The sequence below is a fragment of the Ruminiclostridium cellobioparum DSM 1351 = ATCC 15832 genome, from assembly GCF_000621505.1.
Taxonomy (GTDB): Bacteria; Bacillota; Clostridia; order Acetivibrionales; family DSM-1351; genus Ruminiclostridium; species Ruminiclostridium cellobioparum.
This window is the reverse complement of record NZ_JHYD01000009.1, coordinates 24,918-36,919: the sequence shown is the minus strand read 5'-3', so window position 1 is coordinate 36,919 and position 12,002 is coordinate 24,918. Positions and strand designations below refer to the sequence as shown.

Genomic DNA, 12,002 nt, shown 5'->3' with positions numbered 1-12,002 from the left:
GGTGACGAAGGGAGATTAGAATGATGAAAAATGTTTATGAAAGTCCTTTTAATGCAAGATATGCAAGCAGCGAAATGCAGCAGATATTTTCACCAGATATGAAGTTCAGGACCTGGAGAAAGCTCTGGATAGCACTGGCTGAGGCTGAAAAGGAGCTGGGCCTGAATATTACCGATGCTCAGCTGGAACAGATGAAAAAAATGAAGGATGACATCAATTATGAAACCGCCGAACAATATGAAAAACAATTCAGGCACGATGTCATGTCCCATGTGCATGCCTACGGTGAGCAGTGTCCCGATGCCAGGGCTATCATTCATCTTGGAGCGACCTCCTGCTATGTCGGGGACAACACCGATATTATAGTCATGACCGAGGCATTGAAGCTTGTTAAAAGTAAAATGCTCATTCTTATAAAGAAACTTTCGGATTTTGCCCTGGAATACAAGGATATGCCCACGCTGGGTTTTACCCATTACCAGCCGGCCCAGCTTGTGACGGTGGGAAAAAGAGCCACACTCTGGATCCAGGAGCTCCTGATGGATATGGAAGACCTGGAGCATGCAATTGAAAATATGAAGCTGCTGGGTTCAAAGGGAACAACCGGAACTCAGGCAAGCTTTTTGAATTTGTTTGACGGTGACCATGAAAAGGTTAAAAAGCTTGAACAGCTCATCGCCGACAAAATGGGCTTTAAAGCGGTTTTTGCCGTGTCGGGCCAAACCTACCCCAGAAAGCTGGACAGCAGGGTTTTAAATGTTCTCAGCGGGATCGCACAGAGCGCATATAAATTCAGCAACGATATGAGACTTCTCCAGAGCATGAAGGAAATGGAGGAACCTTTTGAGGAAAAGCAGATAGGTTCATCTGCAATGGCTTATAAAAGGAACCCCATGAGATGTGAGAGAATTTCCTCCCTGGCAAGATATGTTATCGTGGATGCATTAAATCCTGCAATAACCGCTTCCACACAATGGTTCGAAAGAACCCTGGATGACTCCGCAAACAAGAGAATTTCAGTGCCCGAGGCCTTCCTTGCCATTGATGCCATCCTTAACATATATATAAATGTGGCAGGCGGCCTGGTAGTTTACCCTAAGGTCATACTGAAACATGTTATGGATGAGCTGCCATTCATGGCCACCGAAAACATAATGATGGAGGCTGTAAAACACGGGGGAGACAGGCAGGAGCTTCACGAACAGATCAGAATGCACTCAATGGAGGCCGGCAAGCGTGTTAAAGTGGATGGCGAGTCCAATGACCTTATTGAGAGAATTGCTGCCGATCCGCTGTTCGGAATGTCTCTGGAAGCACTTAAAGCCGTACTTGAGCCAAAGAACTACATCGGCAGAAGCCCCGAGCAGGTTGTGGAATTCATTGAAAATGAAGTCAGGCCGGTGCTTGCCGGCAGTGAGCTTGCCGACATAAAGGTTGAATTGAAGGTATAGATTCGGAGACCTATTGATGTTGGATTCAAGTTTGATATAATAAAAGATAGGATGTCAATACATCATCCCATCTTTTATTTTTTTGTTAGGATTTAAACACACAAGAGAAAAGTATAACTGGGTTTAACTTTGATTAGACCGGATTGGAGAGTACATATGATAAACAAGTTCAGCAGCATTCCTCTGTATCTGCAGCTTAAGGATATGATAATAAAAAAGATCGAAAGCAATGAATATGCCCCCAACACCCAGATTCCCTCCGAGCAGGACCTCTGTCAGATGTATGATATCAGCAGGCCTACGGTGAGACAGGCCATAACCGAGCTGACAAACAGCGGTTATCTATACAAGGAAAAGGGAAAAGGAACTTTTGTTTATGGCCGCAAGAATGTTATAGATATCAAAAACTATACCGGATTCACAGATTCCATTCTTGACTGCCAGGCTCCCGCCGGGAAAAATATAATAGACATATCTGTAATAGAGAGTTCGTCAATTGACATACTTAACCGTATTTTTAACTATAACAGCAGTATGCCGGTAACCGTAATCACTTATTTATCATTTATAAATAATCAGGCCAATGAAGTTTATTTGCTGAATAAGTCCTATATCCCAGTAAATCTGTTTCCGGATATTGTCAACCAGCTTAAAGACGGGAAATCCTCAATAGATATTCTGAGAGGAAAATATCCTCTTATTCCTGAAAAAAGCAAGAGCATTCTGGAAATAGTATTTGCCGATAACAACGATTCGCCTTTGCTGAGGGTCCAACCCGGCCAGCCCCTCATAAAGCTTCAGAATACCCTGTTTTCAAAGAGCGGACAGGCAGTGGAGTATATAATTTCCAAATACAGGGCCGATAATTGCAGATTGATGTTTGAAAACAGCAAACAGTAAGAAAGGACAGAATGCAGTGGAAATGTCAATAATTAAACTGTATTTAAGAAAATATTAATTCAAATGTATTTGAATCCAATGGACCAATAGTGTTAAAATTAGATGCTGTTGATTTGGAAAAAATGTTTTTATTGCATAAAGTTAATTTCAACTTTGTACTGAGCATAAGCATAATAGGAGGAAAGATGAGCAGGTATCATTTAAAAAACGGAAGGAAATATAAAAAAAGAAGAGCACTCGTTGTTGCTGCAACGGTTTTATTTATAGTTGCAATTGTTATGGCAGTATATCTGTTTTTAAACAGGGATAATGTAACAGGAGCATCAAAGGCCGGAGATTCAACCCATACCGGCAGCAGTCAGACTGCTGCGTCTCAAACAGGGCCGGGCACTGCTGCAAACTCTGCCGCAACAAATTCCGGTTTGGCAGGTTCGACCGGGCAGCCATCGGATAGTACGGCCAATGGATCAAATTCCGACCTTAATGGTGTTACTACCCAGGCACACGGATATTTGCCAAAAATCGGCACGGCGGCAAAAAGCGGCAGGATGGACGAACTGAAAAAAATTATTACCGACTATACCTCAAAGCTTCCAGGCAGGTACGGCGTAACCTATATTGATTTGGCTACGGGTGAAATGGTTAATGTCAACGACCAGGTTGAGTATATTGCGGCAAGTACCTCCAAGCTCCCCATTAATATGGTTCTGTTCAAGGACATTGAGGCAGGCAAGGTATCCCTTGAGGACAAGCTCGTGTATAAGGAGGAGGATCTGGAGTACGGTACCGGAATCATACAAAATTCACCATACGGGACCGAATACACTGTCCGTGAGACTTCAAAGCTCGCTATCCGCAAGAGTGATAACTGCGGTGTCAACATGATTATCCGTCAGGTAGGTATAGAAAACGTCCGCAAGTATCTGACCGACCTTGGAGGAAAGGTTTATTACGGTAAGACCCACCGTTCCTGTCCCTATGACATGGCTCTTGTAGCCCGGGATATGTACAGTCATTACCTGGACAATGAAGCTGTTTACGGGGAGCTGATAGACAATCTTGAAAATACCGACTGGAATGACAGAATCAGTGCAAAGCTGACAGGTGTGAAGGTTGCACATAAAATCGGAAATCAGACCAAAACAGCCAATGATGTGGGTATAGTATTCGGAAAGCACCCGTATGTTCTTTCTGTAATGACCGAAGATGTGGATTTCGGAACAGCCTGCAACAATATAGCCGCACTTTCCAAAAAGATATTTGACTTTGAAGAGGCATATGCAGCAGAAACACCTGTACAGGCAAAATAATAAATTAACTTTAAATAAAATATTGGAAACCGGTTATCCTATATTTATGGATAAATTATTTGCAGCTCATTTATAAATTTGTTTTATTTATGGGCTGTTTTTATTCATATTCAGACATATTATAAAAAGAAGGGTATAATAAATTGAATATTGGTTGTAATTAAACAAGGGAGGAAGCTATTTTTAATGGAGGATTTTATTCTTAACTCTATACACAGCATTATCAACGGAAATCCGGTAGTTACATATATATTCTTCTTAGTTTCAGGTATACTCCAATTGGTTTTTCCTCCATATCCATCAGATGTTATTATAGTTTTTGAAGGATATCTGACGACAATTGGACCCAATTTCCATTTTCTTATGGTTTTATTTGTATCTGTAATGGGAAGTCTTATAGGTTCTATCCTGGTATACTGGTTCGGATATAAAAAGGGTGATGAAGTACTCAAATACAAGCTTGTATTGAAATATATCGATGAAAAGCATATCAAACGGTCTGAAAAAGTATTTCATAAGTATGGCAAGTATGGTTTGATTCTGAGCAAATTTATTCCGGGTACCAGTACAATCATGGTTTTGTTTTCAGGAGTATTTAAGGTAAAGAAAAGAATATATTTTACTTATATTTTGTTTTCAATTATTTTGCAGCAGGTCATTTATCTTTTGATAGGACGTGTAATAGGTAAAAACATTCAGCAGGTCAAACGTTTCCTGTCTGTGTTCAATATGGCTTCGGTGGCCGTTATTGCCGTTATAGCAATAATAGGCTATATTATCTATAAATCCCGTAAATCCAGGAAAAAGCAGTCCGATTCGTCGGAGTTATAAACATTTGTATATGGAAAATATTTACTTAAATTTGTGTTTACAAGTCCAATTATGAGGTATCATTATAGTATTACTATTAATATACGGATTTACACTATTTTGGCAAAAGGAGAAATGGAAATGTTTTGCTGATTAAGGGGGGATTTGTATGGCAATAAAGGTTTATTCCACACCGACCTGTAAATGGTGCAACGTACTTAAGGAACACCTGGATTCCAACAATATAAAGTACGTGGACGTTGACGTTTCAAAGGACACCAAAGGGGCTTTGGAAATGATAAAAAAGTCAGGTCAGCGGGCAGTACCGGTAATTGACATTGATGGTAACATAATTGTAGGTTATGATAAGGAATATATAGACAAGCTTCTTAACGCTTCATAAAACATCTTGAGAATTAAAAGCATAAATAAAAGCAGTATCCAATGAGCCGGCTCAGGGACACTGCTTTTATTTTATACCTGGAAACTGATTGGAATTAATACAATACCTACTTTAGAGGTTTTGTAAACATTTGAGTCCAATACTTGACGCCGGTGCTTGTTTTAGCAAGACCGACACCGATATTTGTGTAGGTGGAGCTCAGAATATTTGCTCTATGTCCTGGTGAATTCATCCAGCCATTCATAACCTCAGCGGGTGTTTTCTGTCCATAGGCGATATTTTCGCCTGCTGTTGAGAACCTGATACCGAAGGATTCCATCATTTTAAAAGGAGATCCGTAGGTTGGTGAGGTATGGGAGAAATAGTGCTTGTTAACCATGTCCTGACTCTTTAATCTGGCTACCTTTGATATCTGCGCATTTAAAGTTAGAGTCTGCAGGCCTCTTTTGGATCTTTCCACATTAACAAGCCTTGCCACTTCCTTTTCATAATCAGAGATACTGCCTTGATCAGGTATTGTCAGCTTTTGTCCCGGCTTAACGGCATTGGAATTTTTAAGCTGTGGATTACAGGACTTTAACCTGCTTATGGTGGTATCGTGCTTGGCAGCTATTCCGGACAAGGTGTCACCGCGCTTGCAAGTATAGGTTTGAGCAAAAACTCCTACTGTCAGCAAGCTGAAAACCAATGTTGCTATAATCAATATTTTTTTCAAAATTATATCACCTCAATGACTATTATTTGTGTTTGTTGCAATAATATGACCAACAAATTTTTAAAAAAATTGAAATATTATGCATTAAAAGCGTTTGTTAAGAAGTTCTTTACAATTAATTAACATTATTTTAATTGACAAAATCACACTTAACATATTACAATCTTGATACAGTGGCCAAACAGCTGATCTTTAAACACTTCTATAAGTATCTTTTTTGATTTACAGCTTTTATTAGAATAGTATTTTAATAGATGGATACATTTTGAATATACTTATAAAACACGGAGGAAGAATGGACATAATCTACACGCTGCTTGACTTCATAATTAATTTGGATAAACATCTGACAGAATTGATAAACAATTTTGGAGGGTTCACATATGTAATTTTATTTTTGATTATTTTTTGCGAGACAGGCCTGTTTATGGCTCCCTTTCTGCCGGGTGATTCTCTGATTTTCGTAGTTGGTGCCCTATCGGCATCAGGGGCCATGAATATATGGTTGATAACCGGCGTTCTGATTGCGGCGGCTGTCATAGGTGACACGGTGAATTACCACATCGGCAAGTTCCTGGGGCCCAGGATTTTTAAAAAGCAAAATGTCAGATTCTTAAATAGAAAACATTTGGACAAAGCTCATGAATTCTACCGTAAGCATGGAGGGAAAACCGTTATTATGGCAAGGTTTATCCCTGTTATCCGGACTTTTGCACCCTTTGTTGCGGGAATGGGCAGTATGTCCTACGGCAGATTCATACTTTACAATATAACAGGGGGAATAGCATGGGTATCCATCTGCGTGGCTTCAGGCTACTTTTTTGGGAACATTCCGGTAGTGAGTGAGAATTTTACATTGGTTATACTTGCTATAATAGGTATTTCCCTATTGCCGGTTGTTTTTACGTGGATGGCAAACAGAAGAAACAAATCCTAAAATATAACTGGCTGAACTAATTGTATTAAAGCAGCAAACAGAGGGAGTAACGGTCTGTAACAACGACAGAGGATTAACCGTCATTACGGCAATTTGCCCGGTATATCCACAATTCGTGAGACTCTGAGACAAAACCATCAGGTTTTGTCTCAGAGTCTTTTTATATAAATAAAAAAACTGGAGGTACATTTATGTCAACAAAAAAAGCCCTGATTTGGGTGGCATTCTGGATCGGTTTGGCGCTGGTATTTAATGCGGGAGTTTATTTCTTCATGGGACAGGAAAAGGCTCTGGAGTTCATGGGAGGCTTTGTAATTGAGAAAAGCCTGAGCATTGACAACTTATTCCTTTTTATTATGGTTTTCAGCAGCTTCGGAATAAAACCGGAATATCAAAGGCGGGTACTGAATTACGGAATTGCCGGAGCTCTCGTTTTAAGGCTGGTATTTGTGCTGTTGGGAGTAACAATTATTAATAAGTTCCATTGGATGCTCTACATATTCGGAGCCATCCTTATTTTCAGCGGTATCAAAATGATGTTCGGACATGAGGATAACAATGTCAAGGACAGCAGGATACTAAAGGTTATTGGCAGGCTTATTCCGGTCAGTGACAGTCTGGAGGGCGACAGGTTTTTTGTGAGAAAAAACAAAGTATTATACGCTACACCTCTGCTGGCAGTTCTTATTGTCATTGAGTTCACAGACATAATATTTGCGGTGGACTCCATACCGGCTATTTTTTCAATAACACTTGATCCGTTTATAGTTTATACATCAAATATATTTGCAATCTTGGGGCTCAGAAGTATGTACTTCGTACTGGGAAATCTTCATGAAAAATTCAAATACGTGAAGTATGGTGTAGCCCTGATTCTCACGTTTACCGGTCTTAAGCTGGCACTGTTAATGTTTGGTGTACACATACCCGTTGGACTTTCCCTGGCTGTGATTGTTTCTATTTTAACCGTTAGCATTGTGGCATCGGTGATGATTAGCCGGAAAACGGGAGAGGCATAGAGTAAAATTAACACGTTGTGCCAGTTAATTTAATGTTTGCTTTACCTGTGTAATTTTTTTAAATCAAATGGTAACTTCCGTATTTTAATTAGCCCAACGCATTAATTTAGTGTAAAAGTTTGTAACAAACATTTATAAGTTGACATAAAATATACAGAGGTGATATAAATATGCCAAACGGGCCACACAACCACAGATATGGCGGTGAAACCTCATATACCGACGGGCATGTTCACAATTATATGGGTAGAACAAGTATTAATCCAGACACCGAAGGCCATATCATTATTTGGAGGGCGTTACCTCCTATAACAATGGACATATCCATTATTACACAGATTATACAGGTCCTGCAGTATATATTGACGGAGGACATTATCATAATTATATGGGGGAAACCCAAGTCGCAGACAGGCACACCCATCGTTTTTCAGGGAGAACTTCAGTATATAGGGATTAAATATCCTTGGAATAAAGTCAACTTAAATCTTTGGCCAGATCTATTCAAAGTTTGTGGATCTGGTTTTTTGTTACAATTTATGTTAACTATTCATATAATATTATGGCACTATTTTGGGTAAGGAGCGATATGTATGAGAAGACATGGCAGAAAAAGGCCGCATACACAAGTCAATAATTCAACATTTAAAGATAAAAACAAGGCTCCTGATATGCATGCTAACAATGATCAGATACTTAAGGAACTTATTCTGCAATATTATGAAGAAGAAACGAGAAAACATAAGAAGAAATGTAAAAATCAAAAATTAACCTTATGGGAGGGGCTCATTTTATTATTGCTGTTAAAGGAAAAGGGCATCCTGGATGAATTGCTTGAAACCGATGAATTTGATGGATTTAATGAAAATGAATATAAAGAATTTAACATAAACTCAAAACATAAATCAAATAAAGAGAAGGAATATAATGTAAAAGAACATTATGCTGGCTTCGAGGATAGTGAAACCCATGGTATAAAACACAGCAGTAAGAAAGAGCATTTTGATTTCGATTATTTTGCAGAAGACTGAGCTTGAGATAATTTAAACTTCTTTAGAATTTACCATAAATTAAGGAGGCTTTAATGTATTATTAATATTAAGGCATTATTCTATAATTGTAAAGAAAAAAACAGCTGGATCAAGAAAGGAATTATATATGTATCTAATTGATTACCACACGCATTCGGATAATTCAAGTGATGGAAAGAACAAAATATATGATATGTGCGTAAAAGCTGTTGATTCAGGTTTAAAGGAAATCGCCGTAACTGACCATTTCGAGCCTTCTTTAGGAAATGAAAAATATCCATTTTATGATGCCGACAGGTATTTTGAGGAGATTTCAAGTGCTGAGTCGGTTTTTGCAAAAGATATTAAACTAAAAAGAGGGGTTGAACTTGGACAACCGCACATATATCCGGAGTATTCCGAAAAATTGCTTGGGGCACACAAGTATGACTATGTTCTGGCTTCGGCCCATAAAATGAGCGATAACCTGGATTTTGGGGAAATAACGTATAATGAACATAATACACCATACTATTGCATCAGATATCTTGAAGAACTAAAGGCGCTGGTCAGCTGGAACAAATTTGACTGCGTAGGCCATCTGGATCTTATCAAAAGGTATACCTCCATTTATAAAATCAAGGCCAATTTAATTGATTACAGAGACAGACTTGAAGAAATTCTGAGAAAAATCATTCAGAACGGTAAGGGAATTGAGGTGAATACATCAGGCTTGAGACAGTTTGCAAAAGCCTGTTTGCCCGACCTTGACATAGTGAGCCTGTACAGGCAGCTGGGAGGAGAGATAATTACGGTAGGCTCTGATGCGCATACGGCAGAGGATGTGGGAAAAGGTATCAGGGAAGGAATAGAAATGATTGAGCAGGCAGGATTTGATTATATAACCGTTTATGTGAACAGGCAGCCCTCTATGATAAAAATATCCCGGAAAGCTTCTATTGGTGGTTACAACAAGCAATACGCCTGATGTATTTTCACAGAGCAGGCGGTTTACCATGCAATTAAAAAAATATGGACAGGGGCGGTAACTAATGAAGAAATTGAAGAAGACTTTTGTTCTGGATACTAACGTTTTATTGCATACTCCGTATGCACTATATTCATTTGCCGATAATAACATTGTTATACCCGAGGTGGTACTGGAGGAACTGGACAAATTTAAAAAGGACAATACCGAGCTTGGAGCAAATGCAAGGCATGTAGCAAGGCTTATTGACGGACTCAGGGAAAAAGGAAATCTGAACAAGGGTGTCAAGCTTGATAACGGAGGTCTCCTGCGTATAGAGATGAATTTTCACGAGGTAAAGCTTCCCGAGAGCTGGATAGGCAGTGTGAACGATAACAGGATACTGAAAGTATGCAAGGGCTTAAAGGAAAATGGAGAAAAAGTATTTCTGATTACAAAAGATTTTTTTGCCAGAATCAAAGCCGATGTTCTGGGAATTGCCGCCCAGGACTTTTTTGCAGAACAGGTGCCTGTATACGATGAACAGTACAGAGGGCGTGTAGAAGCTTATACTACCGAGAAGAAACTGAATGATTTTTACAAGAACTCAAAGCTTTTAGCAGAGGATCTGTTTTATTTCCCCAATAATTCGGAAAAAAAGGAAAAAGTCGAACTTTTTGCAAACCAGTTCCTGATAATCCACTCAGTCAAAAATGAAAAACACACTGCTCTGGCACGGTTTGACGGCAAGGAGGTCGTTCCCCTCAACTTCATGCATGAGCACCCCTTTGGTGTATCTCCCAGAAATGCGGGACAAAAATTTATACAGGAAGCTTTGATGCTGGATGCCGATAAAGCACCGCTTGTCATAATAAAGGGCTCGGCCGGCACTGCAAAAACGTTTTATTCACTTGCTGTAGGCCTTCATAAAATGGTTGCCGAGAACAACAAGTCCTACCGGAAGATACTGGTATGCCGGCCCAATGTGAAATTCGATGAGGATATAGGCTTTTTGCCAGGCACCGAGCAGGAAAAAATAGCACCTTTTCTCAGGCCTGTAATAGACAATCTGGAGGTGTTGATTGACAATGACGAAAACGAACGGTATAAAAGTGAAAAAGAATTGAAGGATAAAATAGATGAACTTTTTGACCGGAAGATAATCAATACCGAGGCTATTGCCTTTATAAGAGGCAGGTCTATCGTAAAACAGTGGATAATCATCGATGAAGCGCAAAATCTGACTCCGAAGCAGGTAAAAGGGATTATTACCCGTGCCGGAAGGGGCACAAAAATCATATTGATAGGTGACCCCGAGCAGATAGACCATCCTTTTCTCGATATAAGGACAAACGGACTGAGTTACGCAGCCGAAAAAATGAAGGGAAGTCCCCTGTGTTACCAGATTACTCTTACCGATGAAGAATGTGAACGCTCGGAGCTTGCCTATGAAGCGGCAAAAAGGATGTAAATATGAATATTGTATTGACAAGCCATCAATTAATATATTATCATTGAACATGTTAAAAGGGAGTAGTTTTTAATACAAAGTCAACATACTGGCGTAAATGCCTGGCTTTGTAACCGATGGGTAACGAGACTTTTGACATAACCTTTTCTAGAGGGGTTATGTTAAAAGTCTTTTTTAATATATTTTTTTATTATGGAGAAACCGAGAGGGTGTAAAAATGTATTCTAATTTAATTGCATTTCTGTTTTCAACCGGGACTGTTGTCCTGGCTGAAATGGGGGATAAGACGCAGCTGCTGGCAATGGCATTTGCCACCAGGTACAAAGCGGCAAAAGTATTGGCAGGCGTATTTATAGCTACCGTTTTAAACCATGCTTTAGCTGTTGCAGTAGGTAATTTTATAACACGTTTTGAAGCGGCTCAAATCTGGATACAGGCAATTGCTGCATTATCCTTCATATTCTTTGGATTGTGGACAATCAGAGGTGACAGACTGGAGGGCGAGGAGAACAGGACAACAAAATTTGGAGCGGTAGTGACGGTTGCAATAGCATTTTTTATTGCCGAAATGGGTGACAAAACCCAGCTGGCCACTATTGCCCTTGCAGCAAAGTTCCCTGCCAGCCCCATTGGGATTTTGACAGGAACCACCACCGGAATGTTAATTGCAGATGGGATCGGCATTATAGTCGGGGTGGTCATGTGCAGGAAAATACCTGAGAGAACTATTAAACTTATATCGGCCGGAGTATTTATTTTCTTCGGTTTGATAGGCTGTTACCAGGTGGCCGGTGATATGCTTCAGCTTCCGCTTTGGGCCATTATTGTCTGTATGATTTCAATTATCATTGTTACAGGTATAGCTGCATATTTATTAATAAAGAACAATAAAGTTGTTGAAGAACAAAACAGGATTGTGGGCCAATACTGCAAGGTGAAACTTCAAAAGCCGGACGCAGTAAAAAAATAGCTCTTAAAAAATTGCCGGACATATTTTCGTCCGGCAATT

13 protein-coding genes are annotated in these 12,002 nt (G+C 39.6%); 12 read left to right on the top strand and 1 reads right to left on the bottom strand.

Annotation, left to right across the window (positions count from 1 at the left end):
• Nucleotides 1-23: 23 nt before the first annotated feature.
• The 5 genes from purB (at nt 24) to T344_RS0105750 (ending at nt 4,874) form a co-directional block, all read left to right on the top strand.
• Nucleotides 24-1,451 (top strand): adenylosuccinate lyase, encoded by a 1,428-nt coding sequence (purB, locus tag T344_RS0105770; protein ID WP_027627910.1) that lies wholly within the window; start codon nt 24-26, stop codon nt 1,449-1,451.
• A 156-nt stretch (nt 1,452-1,607) separates the two neighbouring features.
• Complete coding sequence (locus tag T344_RS0105765; RefSeq protein WP_027627909.1) at nt 1,608-2,351, top strand: GntR family transcriptional regulator; 744 nt, start codon at nt 1,608-1,610, stop codon at nt 2,349-2,351.
• Between the two features lie 185 nt (nt 2,352-2,536).
• Complete coding sequence (locus T344_RS0105760) at nt 2,537-3,661, top strand: serine hydrolase (protein WP_027627908.1); 1,125 nt, start codon at nt 2,537-2,539, stop codon at nt 3,659-3,661.
• 186 nt (nt 3,662-3,847) lie between these two features.
• The gene (locus T344_RS0105755; protein WP_027627907.1) at nt 3,848-4,492 is read left to right on the top strand and encodes a DedA family protein; all 645 of its coding nucleotides are present in this window, start codon (nt 3,848-3,850) and stop codon (nt 4,490-4,492) included.
• A gap of 148 nt (nt 4,493-4,640) precedes the next feature.
• Nucleotides 4,641-4,874, top strand: coding sequence for a glutaredoxin domain-containing protein (locus T344_RS0105750; RefSeq protein ID WP_027627906.1), 234 nt, complete (start codon nt 4,641-4,643; stop codon nt 4,872-4,874).
• Between the two features lie 106 nt (nt 4,875-4,980).
• Here the strand turns inward: T344_RS0105750 and T344_RS0105745 are convergent, their stop codons facing one another.
• Nucleotides 4,981-5,589, bottom strand: a complete 609-nt coding sequence (locus tag T344_RS0105745) for a CAP domain-containing protein (RefSeq protein ID WP_004627158.1) — start codon at nt 5,587-5,589, stop codon at nt 4,981-4,983.
• Between the two features lie 295 nt (nt 5,590-5,884).
• On the opposite strand from T344_RS0105745, the gene T344_RS0105740 reads away from it, so the two are divergent.
• From T344_RS0105740 to T344_RS0105710, 7 genes are all read left to right on the top strand, one after another.
• A complete protein-coding gene (locus T344_RS0105740; protein WP_027627905.1) occupies nt 5,885-6,526 on the top strand; it encodes a DedA family protein in 642 nt (213 codons plus the stop codon).
• A gap of 191 nt (nt 6,527-6,717) precedes the next feature.
• Nucleotides 6,718-7,545: a TerC/Alx family metal homeostasis membrane protein gene (locus T344_RS27675; RefSeq protein WP_051571609.1), complete on the top strand. Its 828-nt coding sequence runs from the start codon at nt 6,718-6,720 to the stop codon at nt 7,543-7,545.
• A 289-nt stretch (nt 7,546-7,834) separates the two neighbouring features.
• The gene (locus T344_RS31895) at nt 7,835-8,005 is read left to right on the top strand and encodes a YmaF family protein (protein ID WP_084331129.1); all 171 of its coding nucleotides are present in this window, start codon (nt 7,835-7,837) and stop codon (nt 8,003-8,005) included.
• Between the two features lie 133 nt (nt 8,006-8,138).
• Nucleotides 8,139-8,576 carry a hypothetical protein gene (locus T344_RS0105725; RefSeq protein ID WP_027627904.1) on the top strand — a complete coding sequence of 146 codons (438 nt, stop codon included), beginning with the start codon at nt 8,139-8,141 and terminating at the stop codon, nt 8,574-8,576.
• A 127-nt stretch (nt 8,577-8,703) separates the two neighbouring features.
• The gene (locus T344_RS0105720) at nt 8,704-9,543 is read left to right on the top strand and encodes a histidinol-phosphatase HisJ family protein (RefSeq protein WP_027627903.1); all 840 of its coding nucleotides are present in this window, start codon (nt 8,704-8,706) and stop codon (nt 9,541-9,543) included.
• Between the two features lie 73 nt (nt 9,544-9,616).
• Complete coding sequence (locus tag T344_RS0105715) at nt 9,617-10,993, top strand: PhoH family protein (RefSeq protein ID WP_027627902.1); 1,377 nt, start codon at nt 9,617-9,619, stop codon at nt 10,991-10,993.
• 217 nt (nt 10,994-11,210) lie between these two features.
• A complete protein-coding gene (locus tag T344_RS0105710) occupies nt 11,211-11,963 on the top strand; it encodes a TMEM165/GDT1 family protein (protein ID WP_027627901.1) in 753 nt (250 codons plus the stop codon).
• Nucleotides 11,964-12,002 lie beyond the last annotated feature (39 nt).